Origin of the sequence: Propionimicrobium sp. PCR01-08-3 (assembly GCF_030286045.1) — a bacterium.
Taxonomy (GTDB): Bacteria; Actinomycetota; Actinomycetes; order Propionibacteriales; family Propionibacteriaceae; genus Brooklawnia.
Window position 1 is genome coordinate 737,885 of the sequence record NZ_CP127390.1, and the last position, 15,654, is coordinate 753,538.

The 15,654-nt window shown below is 63.4% G+C and carries 12 protein-coding genes, 2 tRNA genes, 1 pseudogene and 1 riboswitch; of the genes and pseudogenes, 12 read left to right on the top strand and 3 right to left on the bottom strand.

Features of this window, described 5'->3' with window-relative positions; genetic code table 11:
- Positions 1-36 precede the first annotated feature (36 nt).
- The 4 genes and pseudogenes from QQ658_RS03515 to QQ658_RS03530 form a co-directional block, all read left to right on the top strand.
- Entirely contained in the window at positions 37-498 is a 462-nt protein-coding gene (locus QQ658_RS03515; RefSeq protein WP_286026292.1) for a single-stranded DNA-binding protein, read from the top strand.
- Between the two features lie 10 nt (positions 499-508).
- A complete protein-coding gene (locus QQ658_RS03520; protein WP_286026293.1) occupies positions 509-1,096 on the top strand; it encodes a hypothetical protein in 588 nt (195 codons plus the stop codon).
- Entirely contained in the window at positions 1,096-1,299 is a 204-nt protein-coding gene (locus QQ658_RS03525) for a hypothetical protein (protein WP_286026294.1), read from the top strand. The genes QQ658_RS03520 and QQ658_RS03525 overlap by 1 nt, the downstream gene beginning before the upstream one ends.
- 178 nt (positions 1,300-1,477) lie before the next feature.
- Positions 1,478-2,524: pseudogene (locus tag QQ658_RS03530) on the top strand (recombinase family protein); the annotation flags it as partial.
- 51 nt (positions 2,525-2,575) lie between these two features.
- Here QQ658_RS03530 and QQ658_RS03535 read toward each other — a convergent pair.
- Positions 2,576-3,103 (bottom strand): hypothetical protein, encoded by a 528-nt coding sequence (locus QQ658_RS03535; RefSeq protein WP_286026295.1) that lies wholly within the window; start codon positions 3,101-3,103, stop codon positions 2,576-2,578.
- A gap of 52 nt (positions 3,104-3,155) precedes the next feature.
- Positions 3,156-3,228: transfer RNA gene (locus QQ658_RS03540), tRNA-His, on the bottom strand.
- A 162-nt stretch (positions 3,229-3,390) separates the two neighbouring features.
- Here QQ658_RS03540 and QQ658_RS03545 point away from each other — a divergent pair.
- The 3 genes from QQ658_RS03545 (at position 3,391) to QQ658_RS03555 (ending at position 7,605) form a co-directional block, all read left to right on the top strand.
- Positions 3,391-4,437, top strand: a complete 1,047-nt coding sequence (locus QQ658_RS03545) for a LacI family DNA-binding transcriptional regulator (protein ID WP_286026296.1) — start codon at positions 3,391-3,393, stop codon at positions 4,435-4,437.
- Between the two features lie 239 nt (positions 4,438-4,676).
- Positions 4,677-6,008: an MFS transporter gene (locus QQ658_RS03550; RefSeq protein WP_286026297.1), complete on the top strand. Its 1,332-nt coding sequence runs from the start codon at positions 4,677-4,679 to the stop codon at positions 6,006-6,008.
- 109 nt (positions 6,009-6,117) lie between these two features.
- Positions 6,118-7,605, top strand: a complete 1,488-nt coding sequence (locus QQ658_RS03555; RefSeq protein ID WP_286026298.1) for a glycoside hydrolase family 32 protein — start codon at positions 6,118-6,120, stop codon at positions 7,603-7,605.
- Positions 7,606-7,889: 284 nt separating this feature from the next.
- Here QQ658_RS03555 and orn read toward each other — a convergent pair whose 3' ends face one another.
- Entirely contained in the window at positions 7,890-8,504 is a 615-nt protein-coding gene (gene orn, locus QQ658_RS03560; RefSeq protein WP_286027023.1) for an oligoribonuclease, read from the bottom strand.
- A 45-nt stretch (positions 8,505-8,549) separates the two neighbouring features.
- Between orn and QQ658_RS03565 the strand changes: the two genes are divergently transcribed.
- The 5 genes from QQ658_RS03565 (at position 8,550) to QQ658_RS03585 (ending at position 15,594) form a co-directional block, all read left to right on the top strand.
- Positions 8,550-8,622: transfer RNA gene (locus QQ658_RS03565), tRNA-Arg, on the top strand.
- Positions 8,623-8,764: 142 nt separating this feature from the next.
- Positions 8,765-10,321 (top strand): PrsW family intramembrane metalloprotease, encoded by a 1,557-nt coding sequence (locus tag QQ658_RS03570; RefSeq protein WP_286026299.1) that lies wholly within the window; start codon positions 8,765-8,767, stop codon positions 10,319-10,321.
- A 306-nt stretch (positions 10,322-10,627) separates the two neighbouring features.
- Positions 10,628-12,490 carry a dynamin family protein gene (locus tag QQ658_RS03575; protein WP_286026300.1) on the top strand — a complete coding sequence of 621 codons (1,863 nt, stop codon included), beginning with the start codon at positions 10,628-10,630 and terminating at the stop codon, positions 12,488-12,490.
- Entirely contained in the window at positions 12,490-14,118 is a 1,629-nt protein-coding gene (locus QQ658_RS03580) for a GTPase (protein ID WP_286026301.1), read from the top strand. The genes QQ658_RS03575 and QQ658_RS03580 overlap by 1 nt, the downstream gene beginning before the upstream one ends.
- Positions 14,119-14,131: 13 nt before the next feature.
- Positions 14,132-14,238: riboswitch (TPP riboswitch) on the top strand.
- Between the two features lie 78 nt (positions 14,239-14,316).
- Positions 14,317-15,594, top strand: coding sequence for a phosphotransferase enzyme family protein (locus QQ658_RS03585; protein ID WP_286026302.1), 1,278 nt, complete (start codon positions 14,317-14,319; stop codon positions 15,592-15,594).
- The last annotated feature ends 60 nt before the right edge of the window (positions 15,595-15,654 follow it).

Here is a 15,654-nt window from a genome sequence, read left to right on the forward strand (position 1 = left end):
GCATGACGGGCTGCGTGAGCAGACAAGGACGCGATCATGACCATTCACACCCAGGAATCTGTTTCCGGGTTCGTCGCTTCGAGCCCGCAACTGACGCAGACCGAGAAGGGCGACGCAAGGCTCTACTTCCGCTTCGGGCAGGAGCACTTCCGCAAGGAGGACGACGGTTCCTTCACGCAGTTGGAGACCACCTTCCATCACCTGGTGATGTTCGGGCGATCCGCCAACCACGCACATGATCGCTTCCGCAAGGGCGACAACTTCATCGCCGAGGGCTACACCCGCTCGGTCAACTACGAGCGCGACGGCCAGGCCGTCGAGAGCGAAGAGTTCACCGCAAGGAAGATCGGCCACGACACCGCCCGGACCCGCTACGACGTCGACCGGTCGCCCCGGCGCAACGGACCTGAGCAGGAGGCGCCGGCGCGGGATGCCTCGGCATTCACCAGCCCCGCACCGAGTCGGCAGGCGACCACCGCGCCGGCAGTCGGAATGTGAGGGGACCGAGATGACCCCCATCGACAAGCCCCATCCCACGGCAAGATCGGAAGCACCCGACGAGTTCGATGACCGCCCGGTGTTCGATCCCGGCAACGATCTGCCCGGGCCACCGCGGCCGATCAACTGGAACCTGCTGTCGGCCGATGATCTGGAAGCCGAACTGCTCGAACTCAACCGCTGGGTCGATTGGCTCCGCCACACCTACGGACTTCCAGCCAGCGTGATCCCGCCGATGTGGCACCGCCACCCCGAACTCCTCTGGGAACTATCCGCGCTGCACCTGCACTGGCTGTGCGCCTACGACCCCGAGCAGAACGGCTCAGCACCGCTGGGTTGGCACCGCGACTTCGCCGACGCCCGCCAGCGCCTCCGCGACTGGGTAGCCACCAGCGGCACCCGCCTGGACCGCGACCGCCCCACCCGCCAGACCGCCTGGCCCGGCGAAGCACCGGCCGAACCAGTGGAAGAGGTGCCCATCGCCGACCGCGACGAGGACTTTGTGCGGTACGTCCTCGATGAAGTCGCCATCCGGCAGGCCGCCGAGGAAGCGTTCTTCGCTGGCGTCGATCCTGCGACGGGTGAGGTGAAGGACTGATGCCGCGCAAGTACGTCAGGAAGACCAACCGTCGGTCACGAGAGGAGCGGAACCTGTCGGTGCGCGCTGTGCGCAGAGAGACCCCCGACCTCGACAAGCTGACCGAGCTGCTGATCCGGTTCGCGCTCCAAGACTCTGGTGAACAGCGAGCCACACGGGCGCGGGAACACCGGGCTATGGCCGGTGTCAGCGACCCGTCGTAGAATGAAGGTGTCCGCCGTAGAGGTGAATGTTGTGGTCCTAATCCCCGCCGTCTCGGCGGGCACGCGAACTTGGCCGACCTGGGCCTCGTCCTACAGCCTTCGGGCTCTTCTCACAATCAACATTCGCAGTTGACAGCTCTGCGGTGGGCGTCTGGACCACCACTCGCGGAGAAGAGCCATGACAACCCTTACAGTCGACCGGGCCGCGGTCGATAGCCTGCTGTCCCCATCGGTGCCTACGGGCGGTGCCGTGGCCGTTTCCTACCTGCGCGTCTCCACCAAGGAGCAAGCGGAGAAGGGCGGCACGGACGAGGGATACTCCATCCCTGCCCAACGCGAAGCGAACCGCCGGAAGGCCGAACAGCTCGGCGCAACCGTGATCGAAGAGTTCGTGGACGCTGGCGAGTCGGCACGCAAGGCCGACCGACCCGAACTGATGCGGATGATCCAGTACGTCACCGAGCACCAGGTCAACTACTGCATCGTCCACAAGGTCGACCGGCTTGCACGCAACCGCGCCGACGACGTGACGATCCATCTCGCGCTACGCGACGCAGGCGTGATGCTGGTCTCAGCCAGCGAGAACATCGATGAGACTCCTTCGGGGATGTTGCTGCACGGCATCATGTCCTCGATCGCGGAGTTCTACTCCCGCAACCTTGCCACCGAGACGATCAAGGGCCTGTCGCAGAAGGCGGCGCAAGGAGGCACGATCAACCGGGCACCGATGGGCTACCTCAACGTCGGAGTCCGTGACGACCGCGGCCGTGAGATACGCACCGTGCAGGTCGATCCTGAGCGGGCGGAGTTGGTGACGTGGGCGTTCCAGGTCTTCGCTTCGGGGCAGTGGACGACCACCCAGCTCCACCGCGAACTCGTGCGGCGTGGCCTGAACACGCCGCCGTCGCCCAACCGGCCGTCCAAACCCATCGGACTGTCGAGCGTCCATCGGATTCTCACGAACCCGTACTACAAGGGCGACATCCGTTACAAAGGGGCCACGTACAAGGGCACGCACGAAGCGATCGTGCCGCGCGAGGTCTGGTACCAAGTCCAGTCCGTTCTCGACGCCCACAAGTCTGCCGCCGACGCCACCCAGATTCACGACCACTATTTGAAGGGCACGGTCTACTGCGGACAGTGCGGCAGCCGGCTGCTCATCTGCCATTCCCGCAACCGTCACGGCAAGGTCTACCCGTACTTCGTGTGCTCGGGTCGGCACGGTGACACGAGCGGTTGCACCCGGCAGGCCGTGCTCATCGAAGACGTGGAGCGACTAATCGAGGGCTACTACGAGACCATCCAGATCGACGGACAGACCCGGCAGAACGTCGCCGGGATGCTCCACGCCACGTTCGACCGGCTGATGGCTGCCGATGTCAAGGAGCTGGCTGGGCTCGCCGCTGACCGTGACCGTCTCGACAACGAGCGGGTCAAGCTGCTGCAAGCGCACTACGCCGACGCCGTGCCGCTGGACCTGCTCAAGCAGGAGCAAGCCCGGATCGGTGCCGAGTTGGAGACGATCAACAACCGGATCGTCGCCCACCACGACCAGTACGCCGAGGCTCGCGCGAACCTGGAAGATTCGATTGGGCTGCTCGCACACGCGGCGGACATCTACCGGCGGTGCGATGACGCGAACCGTCGTCTGTGCAACCAGGCGTTCTTCACCGCCATCTTCATTGACGACGACGGGGAGCCCCGCGTCACGTACCAGCGGCCTTACGACACGCTGTGCGATCCCGAGGTGCAGGCCAACGCACTGAACTGGGCTGCCGAGGCGAAAACAAAGGGCGAGGTTCAAACCGGAACCAGAGCGGTGACTCTGGTCGAGGGTTTGAACCTCGCCACATCAGGGTGGATGACGGGACTTGAACCCGCGGCCACCTGGACCACAACCAGGAGCTCTACCAGCTGAGCTACATCCACCATGCTTGCCGATTCGGCGTTTCGAATGCGACAGCCTGACTAGCATAGCGTCCCGCCTTCGATTCGGTAAAACTGAGCCGCAAGTTGCTGGCGTGCAACGATTGTGCCGGGTGTCGGTGTTGCGGTAAGCCATTAGCATTGGCCACAATCCGAGGGAGAACTGTGGGCAAGCGAATCACATTGGCAGACGTCGCCGCACGCACGGGCCTGTCCGCGTCCACTGTCAGCATGGTGCTGAATAATCGTCCGGGTTCCAGAATTCCGGAGGCGACGGCTGAACGTGTGCGTGAGGTCGCCGAAGAATTGGGTTATGCCCCTGACCGCACGGCCCGCGGTCTGCGTACCGGACGCTCGGAAGCGCTCGGGTTCATCTCCGACGAAGTGACCATCACCCGCTACGCATCAGCGATGGTCCGCGGCATCTTGGACGCAGCCGAAGAGCGCAATCACGCGATCCTGATGGCCGAAACCGACAATCAGGCACGTCGCATCGACAACGCCGTCCGGCTGATGCGCACCCGTCACATCGACGGAATCCTCCTCGGATTGATGCGCGCACGACAGGTCGATCTGCCCGCAGATGTCGGAGGTTTGCCCGTCATCATCGTCAACGGACATGTCGATGGCTATAGCTCCGTGCTTCCCGATGAACACCAGGCCGGTCTTGATGCCGTCAACCATCTGGTCGCCCATGGGCATCGCAAGATCGCGTTCATCGGTCGCGCAGCAGAGCACCTGGAGCCCCGAATCTCCTGGACGATCGGTCGCCGGCTCGCCGGCATCGATCAGGCGATGCACGACGCGGGTCTGGGCTTCGTCCACGAGGTGCACGGTGCCGACTGGGAGCCCGAGCTCGGCTACCGGGGCGCCGATGAGATCTTCGACAACGCCGAAGCGACGGCGATTCTCACCGCGAATGACCGCATCGCCTTCGGCGTCTACCTCGCCGCCCAGCAGCGTGGGCTGAGTATTCCCGCCGATATCTCGGTGATGTCCTTCGACGACGAGCAATTGGCCAGCTATGTGCTTCCGCCCATCACCACGATGCAACTGCCCTACCTTCAGATGGGACGCGTAGCAGCCGAAGAGCTGCTTGCCCGCCTTGACGCGCCACTCTCCGGCGCCGGTCCCGACGGGCCACCAGGTGAAACCCTGGTCGCGATGCCGCTCATTGAACGCGGCTCTGTCGCCGCCCAAGGTGCCTCCTGATCTTCATTGCGTCCGAACGAAATTGTTTCGAACCAAGACCTCGTGAGCTATTCCCAACGGGAAGGCAATCTGTTAGATTGTCGCTGCTGAAACGTTGTAGCGCACTCTGACAGTGTGTTTCGTTCAGCACCACTCCGCCTCGAGGAAGGCCGTGAGCAATCGAGTCCACTCGAATTGCCTGGGCCGACGAAGGGGTAACAGGCGCGAAGCGCCGCATATGAAAGGAGGGGACAGGCAACGTGGCCAGTTTCACGAAGTCCCTCAAGAATCCGTCGTATCTGCATAGTTCCTTGACTTTGCTGCTTTTCTTCATGTCCTGGGGCATCTGGTGGTCGTTCTTCCAGCTCTGGCTGACCAAGGACACCGCCTCCGGCGGCCTGGGTCTCAACGGTGCCGATGTCGGCACCGTCTACTCGGTAAATTCATTGGTCACCTTGATCTTGATGTTCTTCTACGGCACTATTCAGGACCGCCTGGGGCTCAAGCGCCACCTCACCATTCTCATCGGAGCAATCGCCTCCTGCGTGGCTCCGTTCGTGATCTTCGTCTACGAGCCGCTACTCAAAAATGCGTTCATGTTCGGCGTGATCTTGGGGTCCATCGTGCTGTCCGCCGGCTTCATGGCCGGGGTTGGGCTGCTGGAAGCCTTCGCCGAACGCATGAGCCGCCGCTTCGACTTCGAGTACGGTCAGTCACGCATGTGGGGTTCCTTCGGATACGCGGTGGTCGCCCTGTTCGCAGGCTTCCTCTTCACCGTCAACCCGCACCTCAATTTCATTCTGGGCACGGTTTTCGGCATCGCACTGCTGCTGATCCAACTGTTCTGGAAGCCCGCGAAAGTCGACCACTCGGCCAACCCTGCCGAAACGACTCAGCCCGGCGTCCGGGAGATGGCGGGACTGCTCGGCATGAAATCGCTATGGCTGATTATCGTCTTCGTAATCTTCTCCTGGACCTTCTACACGGTCTTCGATCAGCAGATGTTCCCCGACTTCTACACCGGATTGTTCGACACAAAGGAACGCGGCGAGCAGGTTTACGGCGTCCTCAACGCCGCACAGGTCTTCTGCGAGGCAGCGATGATGGGCGTCGTCCCGATCATCATGCGCAAGATCGGCGTCCGTAACACATTGATGCTCGGTGTCACCGTGATGACCTTGCGTATTTTCGGGTGCGCTGCGCTGAGCAATCCGGTCGCTGTCTCCTTCGTGAAGATGTTCCACGCGCTTGAGGTGCCGCTGTTCATCTTGCCGGTCTTCCGCTATTTCACCCTGCATTTCAATCCGGCTTTGTCGGCCACGTTGTATATGGTGGGGTTCCAGATTTCTGCCCAGATCGGGAATGTGATCCTGTCGAATCCGCTCGGTAAATTGCGGGACGCCATGGGCTATCAGCCGACCTTCTTTGTGATTTCCGGGATCGTCCTGCTCGCCGGCATCTACGCATTCTTCACCCTGAAGAAGGACGATGAGCAAGTACTCGGCGACCCATTCGTCCGTGACGGCCAGATGGTGGTCGTTGACACGGCCACTGCCGGTCCGGCGCCGGACGCCGATACCGGCAAGGCGTAATGAGGGAACGAAATGATGCTCGATAATCGTGTGACCATAGAGAATCTCGAACCGGGCGGCACCGGCCGGTCCGGGCTCAAATGCGTAAGGTAAGAAGGTAAGGCTGATAATGAAAGAGCAATTAGAGCGAGCCGAGAAGGGCGTCGCAGAACAGCTCAAGGCCCGAAATGATCGCTGGTATCCGACCTTCCATATCGCGGGAAAGGCCGGCTGGATCAACGATCCGAATGGATTGTGTTATTTCCGCGGCCGCTATCAGGTGTATTTTCAGCACCACCCTTACAGTGCCGAATGGGGACCGATGCATTGGGGGCATGTGTCCTCCGCGGATATGGTGACCTGGCGGCGTGAGCCGATAGCGATGGCTCCGTCGATCGAAGCCGATCGCGATGGGGTCTTCTCGGGCTCCGCAGTGGTTTCCGATCAGGGTCAGCTGGTGGCCTATTACACGGGGCACCGCTGGCGCAACGGGGTGAACGAGGACGAGGGCAACCTGCAGGTGCAGTGCATGGCGACCTCGGACGACGGCATCACCTTTGACAAGAAGGGCGTTGTTGTCGAGGGCCCGCCCGATTTGCTGCATTTCCGCGATCCCAAGGTTTGGCGGATGGGGGATACCTGGTACATGGTTTTCGGGGCGTGTTCTGCCGAAAATCGCGGTCAGGTGTGGCTGTATACCTCGAAAGACATGAATAATTGGGAATTCGACCGCATTATCTTCGAAGATCCCGACCCTCATGCGTACATGCTCGAATGCCCCGACATGTTCCCGCTCGGCGACAAATGGGCCATCACCTATTGTCCGATGGGGCCTGTACCCGACGGATATGTGGCACGTAACGGTCATAACGCGGGTTATGTGGTGGGCAATTGGAAACCGGGCGAAGTGTTCGAGCAGATCACCGACTATCGCCTGATCGATTGGGGCCACCAGTTCTACGCGCCACAATCGTTCGAGGCGCCCGACGGCAGGCGTATCGAATACGGTTGGCTGGGATCATTCACCGTCCCGATCGCCACTCAAGAAGCCGATCATTGGTGCGGCCAATTCACCGTGCCCCGCGAATTGGGCCTGGACGGTAACAACCATCTGCGCAGCTATCCGATCAAAGAGGTCGAGCAACTTCGCACAGGCACCGTCGATTTTGGAAGTTTTGAGTTGGGGGTCAATGAAGACAAGTTGCTGACCGAGGACGACGGGGGCGCGTCCGAGATCGAACTCGAGGTCGACCTGGCGGCTTCGTCCGCGGAGCGGTTCGGGCTGAGGGTACACGCCACGCAAGATGGTGGACACACCTATGTCGCCTACGACGATCAGGCGGGCCGTGTCGATCTCGATCGCAGGCTCACCGGCAACGGAGACCGCGGCTACCGCTCGGCACCGTACGACGGCAGCGACAAGCTGAAACTGCGTGTGCTGATCGATCGAGGCTCCGTCGAGGTTTTCATCAACGACGGCACCGAGACGATAACTTCCTTCAGCTTCCCCGGCGAAGGGCCGAGAGGCATCGTGCTCTGCTCGGAGTCGGGCACCGTTCAGGTGACGAGCCTGAAGCTGCACAGCATCAAGACGATCTGGGAGTCGCCCGATCGTTAAGACTCGACTGTCTGGTGAAGGCGCTTGCCGCGCAGCCGCACTTCGGCAAGGCATCATCGGCGTCTGACCCCATGTCGGGCGCCGCCGCGAAGGCGGGAGGGTGGCCCATGGCCGATGAGCCTGGAGAAAGAATTGCCGCCGCAGTCATTCCCTCAGACTGCGGCGGCATCGCTTTGTTCAAGCACCGGTGCGATCATGGCCCGAATGTTTTCCCTCCTCGCAGCGAGATCGCCGCGAGGCAGCCGACACGACCGGCCAGCGCAGCCTCGGCGTCCGGAAAGCCCTCAGGCTTTGGCGGCAAACCCGGTCAGCTCGCCTTGGTGTTTGGCCGCGATGGCCTTGAGCTCGGTGGACGACGGCCCCGGCTCGGGCACGAAGACCGCCTCACGGTAATACTTCAGCTCTTCGATCGACTCCTGAATGTCGGCGAGCGCACGATGGTTGCCGTTCTTCTCAGGTGCCTGATAGCAGACCTTCGGGTACCAGCGTCGGGCCAGTTCCTTGATGCTCGAGACGTCCACATTGCGGTAGTGCAGGTGGCCTTCGAGTTCTGGCATGTCGCGGGCCAGGAAAGTGCGGTCGGTGCCGACCGTGTTGCCGGCCAGCGGTGCCTTGCGCGCCTCGGGTGCGTAGGTCTTGATGTAGTCGAGCAGTTGAGCCTCGGCATCGGCCATGCTCAACGTTGCGGTCTCCAGTTCGTCCAACAGACCGGATTCGGTGTGCATCTTCAGTACGAAGTCACCCATCTGGGCCAACGCCTGTTTGGACGGCGGGATCAGCAGATCCAGGCCCTCGCCTTGCACATTGAGTTCACCGTCGGTCACCAGCGCCGCGACCTCGATCAGCGCGTCGGTCGCCAGGTTGAGCCCGGTCATTTCACAATCGATCCATACCAGCATGTCCTTCACGTGCCCAAGGTTATGCCATCCCGCTAGAATGTCGGTGCCTCCGTAGCTCAGTGGATAGAGCATCCGCCTTCTAAGCGGCTGGCCGTGGGTTCGATCCCCACCGGAGGCGCCTTTGGATTGATTACGCGATGGGTTCAGCGCGCTCGTCCCTGATTTGTGATCCACAACGTCGGGATCGGGACTTGGCCCGACTCACCGGAGCGGTGTCCATAACCGGAGGCTCTGCGCCGAGCCGCGATAGTCTTGCGGACATGACTGCTGACGCCAACACGTGGCGGCCCCCGGCCTCCACGACTCCCGTGCGGGTTACCGGACGCGGCGCTGCTACGGTGGTCAGCCACTCTCCCGATGGCCGAGGCCAAGCCAGTTTCGACGACAAACCGGCGCAGTATCGCAGGCGCAACAACGGCCTCGCGGCCCACAAGAACCCGGCGCTCAAGTGGAACCAGCGGATCGTCCGCAACCCCTATATGTGGATCACGCTCGCGATGACGCTCGTCTACGCTGCGCTGCTTTTCACCGTCTACCGCACCATCGGCGATTCACTGATCGAAGAAGTGGCCGCGGTCACCCAGGAGGCAACCGGCACCCCGACCGTGCTTGTCTGGGGCCAGATCAACGAGGCCTACCTCAAGGTCGTCCCCTATGCGGCGATCACCCTGGGTGTCTGGGTCGTGCTGCTGATCTTTCTCGACAGACTGCGCCCGACCACCTGGTCGATGAAATGGCTGGCGCTCGGCTGGGGCGCGTGCGCCGCGGTGTTCATCTCGTTGCAGATCAACACCTGGGCCGGCGAATTGATGAAGGCCGAAGGTCCGGTCGATCCCTCTCAGGGCGCACGGGCCGCGATCTTCTCGGCACCATTCGTCGAAGAGGCCGCCAAGGCCACCGTCTTGTTCTTCATCGCCATCGCGATGCGCCGACGCATCGTCGGCGTTCACCAGGCCCTCACCCTCGCGTCCTTGTCGGCCGCGGGTTTCGCCTTCACCGAGAACGTCGTCTACTACATCCGCAGCTATATGTATGCGGTCACCATCTACGGCACCGACGCCGATACCGAATTGCACAGCCTGTTCATGCTGCGCGGCGTCGCGCTGTCATTCGGGCACCTGCTGTTCACCTCGATGACCGCGCTCGGACTGATCATTGCGTTGGTCAATCGCAGCAAGATCGTCCGTGTGCTCGCACCGGTCGCAGGCTATCTGTGCGCCGCATTCGGTCACATGCTGTTCAACGGCTTCGCCTCGCTGTCGTCCAGCACCCTCATCATGATCATCGCCGGCTGGGCGGTGGTGCTTGTGCTGGTCGTTTACACGGTCTTCCGCTATGTGCACCAGACGCGCAATATCAAGGAGCGGCTCACCGAGATGGTGCAGCTCGGCTGGCTGCACCCGGACGATCCGGTCGAGATGAGCAGGATCTTCGGACGCTGGCGGATGGCACTCAGCGCCTTCCTACGCGGCCCGCGGGTCGTCCGGGCGACCCTGAAGCTGCAACGCGACCTCACCGAACTGGCCTACCTGCGTGACTCCGAGATGCGCGGCATCGTCGACGCCATGGCCGTCGAACGCGAACGCGATCTCGTCCTGGACGCAGAAGTGGCCAGGGTGTGGTCGATCGACCATGCCCGCGGTGTGCCATTCATTCCTCCGGAATGGGGCGAGGCCAGGCGCAGACTCGTGCGAAAGATCAAGGACTACCGCAGCGATCGGCGCGCCCGCAAGCATCCGGAGCAGCAGCCCTGGGCCCCGCCCGCCGGCGTCCCGGTCGCCAGTGCCCCGCAAGGCTGGACGCCGCCTGCCCGCTGAACGCCTGGTCATCCGGCCTCGAATGAATCCGTTGGCTGCAGGTCGCGGCGGCCGTCGCCGGATACCGATCGTGAGGGTGTGGACCCGAGTTCAAGCGGGTCTTGTGGTTCGTGCCCGAGCCCAATGGGTGCGCATGTGATCTGGCTGCGTCGTGGATGCTCTGGTGCGAAGCTGATTTGGGCTAGATTTCTGTGTCAGGTAGACATCGGTGGCCACAGACGACGAGTCGGGCCGGTGACGGTAGGCCCATCACGAACTGTGGCGCGAGGAACGGGCACATTGGGCGAGGACGTTAGGAGCGTATCCATGGGTTTGGCCGAATCGCTGACATCGTTACGGTCAGCATTGGCCGAGGCGCATTTCCCCTTGGCGTTACCCGACCGCTCGGCCGCCCAGCAGATCGTCCGGCAGATCAACGGACAACTCGACGACTATGTGCTACCCAGGCTGGTCAACCTCGAGGCGCCTTTGCTGGCGGTGGTCGGTGGGTCGACCGGTGCAGGCAAGTCGACCTTGGTCAACTCCCTGATCGGACGCGTCGTGTCCAAGCCCGGGGTGATTCGTCCGACCACCCGATCTCCGGTCCTCGTTCACAATCCGGCCGACGCCCACTGGTTCGCGGACGACCGCGTGCTGCCCGGGCTGATCCGATCCAAGGTCTCCAGCGAGGATCAGCGCTCGTTGCAGCTGGTCGCCGAATCGACGCTGCCGCAGGGCCTGGCGATCTTGGACGCCCCGGATATCGACTCGATCGTCGAAGAGAACCGGCTGTTGGCGACTCAACTCCTGGATGCGGCGGATCTTTGGCTTTTCATCACCTCGGCCGCCCGCTATGCCGATGCCGTGCCGTGGGAGTTCTTGCACACGGCGGCATCGCGGGGAGCGGCCTTGGCCGTGGTGCTCGACCGGGTGCCGCCCGCGGCCATGAGCGTGGTGCCCAGCGATCTCGGCCGGATGATGACCGACAACGGGCTGGCCGATGCACCGCTGTTCGCGGTGCCCGAAACCATTGTCGATGATCTCGGCCTGCTTCCGGACGCAGCAGTCGCGCCGGTTCGCGGCTACCTCGCCACCCTCGCAGCCGACAAGGACGCCCGCCAGCACATCGTGCAGCGCACCTTGGACGGTGCCATCGCGTCCATGACCGGTCGGGCACCCGAGGTGGCCGGCGCCTTGGACAGCCAACGCGAAGTTGCCGAGCAACTCGCCGGCGACGCGCAGAAGGCGTTCGCCGAGGCTGCTCGGTCGGTTGCGGTGCAGTCGGCGGACGGCACGCTGCTGCGCGGTGAAGTGCTCTCACGCTGGCATGACTATGTCGGCACCGGTGACCTGATGCGCGGTCTCGACCGCGGAGTTGGCCGCGTCCGTGACCGGATCGCCGGCTTCTTCAAGGGCAATTCGCAGCGTGCCGAGCAGGTCGGGGTGGCGGCCGGAAGCGGTTTGGAAGCGCTGATCATCGGGGAGGTCGCCGCCGCGGTCGAGCGCGCCGTGGTGGCGTGGAAATCGAACCCTGCCGGGCGGGAACTGGTCGTCCGATACCCGGAACTGGGACGCTCCAGCGACGATCTGGGCGCCGGGGCGTCCCGGGCGATCCGCGACTGGCAGGCCGATGTGCTCAACCTGGTGGCCGACGAAGGCAAGGGAAAACGCACCTCGGCCCGCGTCGCCGCGCTCAGCGTCAACGGTGTCGGTGCGGCATTGATGCTCGTCATCTTCGTCAGCACGGGCGGACTGACCGGCGCCGAGGGCGGAGTAGCGGTCGGCACCACCGTGCTCGCTCAACGGCTGCTCGAATCGGTCTTCGGTGACGAAGCCGTGCGCAAGCTGGCGAAGACCGCGAAGGAAGAACTCGACGCGCGAGTGGAAGGCCTGATGGCAGGCGAATTGGTGCGGTTCACCCGGGTCATCGACGAATTGGGCGTCGGTCCCGACGATGCCGAGGCGGTGCGGCAGGCCGTGCTCTCCGTCGAGAAGGCACGCACCGGGGGAGCGTCCTTGCCGAAGGGCGCATCGATGCGTCCCGACGAGATCGAGGCGCCGGGGCAACCGGCGGCATTGCCGCGGAGCGCAGGCCGCTCGCCGGTTGAACTGGAGCAGCTACCCGCAGATAGTGGAGAGATCGTCGACGCAGAACTTGTGCCCGACGAGAAGGAGGGCGGTGAACAGTGATGGCCAGAGCAAAACATTCCGCCGATTCACTCGCTGCCCGCATCCAGGCTCTGGACGAGGCCGCCGACCTCGCCGCCGGGCGCCTGAGCGCAGGCGCGGTGGAACAAGCCCGAGGAGTCACCCGCAAGGCCGATCGCAGACTTGCAATGGCCGGTGACAGCACGGTGATAGCGCTCGCCGGGGCGACCGGGTCGGGAAAGTCGAGTCTTTTCAATGCGATCTCGGGAACCAGGCTTGCCACCCCCGGCATGAAGCGTCCGACCACCAACAAATCGATGGCCGCCTACTGGGGGTCGAAGCTGCCTCAGGACCTGCTGGACTGGCTCGATGTGCCGCAACGGCATCTGGTGCAAGGCGACGATCCGGCGCTGGGCGGCTTGGTCTTGATGGACCTGCCCGACCACGATTCGTCGGTCACGTCTCATCGGGACGAGGCAGACCGGCTGGTCGAGCTCGTGGACATGTTGATCTGGGTGGTCGATCCGCAGAAGTATGCGGATGCCGCCTTGCACAACAACTATCTGCGTCCGTTGGCAGACCATGCCGACGTGATGATGGTCGTGCTGAATCAGGCCGACCGGCTGACTCCCGAACAGCTGCACGAGACCATGCGTGACTTGCGCGGGCTGCTCGACGCCGAGGGATTGTCGAAGACCCCGTGCGTGGCGGTGTCGGCGTTGACCGGCAGAGGCATCGAGAACCTGCGCAAGACGATTTCTGCGACGGTGCGCAGCAAGGCGTCGTCCGCGAACCGGCTGTCGTCCGACATCGCGAGCGCGGCCCGGAGGTTGAGCGCGGAATATGGCGACGCCAAGGTCGCCGCGAAAGTGCCGGACGCGAGAGCCCGCGAGCTGAACAAGTCGCTGGCCCAGGCCGCCGGGTCCCAGCTGGTCGGCGATGCCGTGGTGAAGTCGATGCGCCGCCGTGGCGGATTGGCAACGGGCTGGCCGGTTACCAAGTGGCTGAGCCGTTTTCGTCCGGACCCGTTGCGGATGCTGCACCTGGATGCCGGGCGCCACAAGAAGAGAGCCGCCGAGATCGAACCGGTCTCGGTGCCACACACCAGCCTGCCCACTGCCGGAGGCGTCCAGATTGCGCGGGCAGAAACGGCGTTGCGCGACCTGGCGTCCGCCGCCGGTGACGGTTTGCCTGAGGGATTCTCGGACGCGGTGCGCGAGGCGACCATTGCTCATAGAGCCGATCTGCCGGACGAACTCGACCGCGCGGTGGCCTCAGCCGACCTGGCCATGGATCGTGGCCAGGGCTGGTGGAAACTCGTGCAGGTGCTGCAGTGGATCATCTTCTTCGTCGCCGTGATCGGCGGCGGCTGGCTGCTGCTCGATATGGTGCTGGGCTATCTTCAGCTTCCGCGGATTCCGTCGGTCATGGTGGGCAAGATGGCTCTGCCGACATTGTTCTTGCTGGGCGGGCTGGTGCTCGGGCTGCTCGTGGGGCTGTTGTCGCGTGTCGGTGTCGAACTGGACGCCAGAGCCAAAGGTGCCCGCGCCGAACGCGTGCTGACCAGGGCAATCGTCAATGTGGTGGACCGGTTGGTGATCTCGCCGGTGGACGACGAGCTGGACCGCTTCAACCGGGGACGAAAGCTCGCCAAACGCGCCATCGGGTGAGACCGTGCTAGCGTGAGCCACGCACGGGAGCCCGCAGCAGGGCTGAGAGGGAGGATAAGCCTCCGACCGTCGAACCTGATCTGGATAATGCCAGCGCAGGGAGGCGACCAAACAAATCCGTGCCTGAGATTGAGCGAATGACTGCGGGCGACCGCAGCCCATTCGCGCGATCTTGTGACCCGCAGGGGAGGCGCACTGATGGATACCGACGACCAGTTGGCCGTCATAGCAAACGGCTGGCCGGCCATCTCGGATGCCGATCTGACGCATCTGTTCAACCACCTGGCACGGCGATCCCAAGTTGCCGGAGAACCACGGGTGACCAGGCGCAGTGATCGTCCGATGGCCTCGGCCGCGCTGGCGTTGCTGCCGGATGACAGCGAGATCTTCGTCAAGCGCTACTCGCCGGCCTTGATCACCTCGGAGCAGCTGGAGGCCAAACACGGCTACGTGAATCGCCTTGTCGATCTCGGATTCCCGACCGTTCAATTCCTGAGCTTCGACGACGACTCGACGGTCTTCGACGATGGACGGTGGCTGTACGAGGCCAATCCGAAGGCGCCGGGTGAAGACCGCTATCGTGAGCTGACCTCATGGCTGCCGCCCAAGACCAGAGCCGAGATGGTCGAAATCGGACGCATCGCGGGTAGGCTCCGCGAACTATCCGCCGAGATCCCGATCGTGGATCTGTCGGCTTCTCGGGCCGGTTCGAGCGATGAGACTGCGGGCTCGACTATTCGAGATCGGCCGCTGGGGCATGGGCAAGGCCGGTCACCGGGCCTTGGATGGGAGCAGACACCCGATCAGAGGCGAGGTCAGCTACCTGATCCTGGGCTCGCGAGATTGAACACCGTCTACCAGACCAAGGTGCGATTACTGCTAGGGGAGCCTTCGGACGATGATGTGGACGCCTGGCTTGCCGCGCATCCGGGCGTCCGGTCATATCTGGAAAAGACCGGGCGTGATTTTGCCGCCGACTTGAGGCTGGCGTCCCCGTTCGCCGACCGGCTGGCCGAACTCGGGAGCGGGCCGCAGGCCTGGACCCATGGTGACCTTCATGCGTCCAATACCTTGTGGCGCGGCGATCAGATCACGTCGGTGATCGACTTCGGGCTGGCCTGGCCCAATCCACCGCTGCTCGACTTGGCGATGGCGATCGAGCGACATGCCATCGACTGGCTGGCGATCACTGCCGGGGATGGCGAGGCTTGGCGTCCCGACGTCGTCGACGATGTGATCGGCGGATATCGGCAGGCCTACTCGTTGCCTGCGGCAGAAGGCGAAGTGCTCGCCGACTTGGTGGCCTGCTGTCAGGTCGAGTTCGCGTTGACCAACATCGAATACGCGAGCCTGGCGCCGGTTGATCCCTCGGTGGCCGATTGGAGCTACGAGATCTACTTCCGTGATCATCTGCGTTGGTTCGGCACCGATGCCGGACGCCGCTTCGCCGAGGCGGTGCGAAATGCCGCGACATGACGGTGCGATGCCCATCACGAGCGACAGCGAATCGGCCGCCGAACGAGAACAACCACCTCA

Bases quoted from the DNA above. Each gene is read 5' to 3' on its own strand.
- QQ658_RS03515 (WP_286026292.1), top strand. From the start codon at position 37: ATGACCATTCACACCCAGGAATCTGTTTCCGGGTTCGTCGCTTCGAGC.
- QQ658_RS03520 (WP_286026293.1), top strand. From the start codon at position 509: ATGACCCCCATCGACAAGCCCCATCCCACGGCAAGATCGGAAGCACCC.
- QQ658_RS03525 (WP_286026294.1), top strand. From the start codon at position 1,096: ATGCCGCGCAAGTACGTCAGGAAGACCAACCGTCGGTCACGAGAGGAG.
- QQ658_RS03555 (WP_286026298.1), top strand. From the start codon at position 6,118: ATGAAAGAGCAATTAGAGCGAGCCGAGAAGGGCGTCGCAGAACAGCTC.
- orn (WP_286027023.1), bottom strand. From the start codon at position 8,504: ATGCTGGTATGGATCGATTGTGAAATGACCGGGCTCAACCTGGCGACC.
- QQ658_RS03570 (WP_286026299.1), top strand. From the start codon at position 8,765: ATGACTGCTGACGCCAACACGTGGCGGCCCCCGGCCTCCACGACTCCC.
- QQ658_RS03575 (WP_286026300.1), top strand. From the start codon at position 10,628: ATGGGTTTGGCCGAATCGCTGACATCGTTACGGTCAGCATTGGCCGAG.
- QQ658_RS03580 (WP_286026301.1), top strand. From the start codon at position 12,490: ATGGCCAGAGCAAAACATTCCGCCGATTCACTCGCTGCCCGCATCCAG.
- QQ658_RS03585 (WP_286026302.1), top strand. From the start codon at position 14,317: ATGGATACCGACGACCAGTTGGCCGTCATAGCAAACGGCTGGCCGGCC.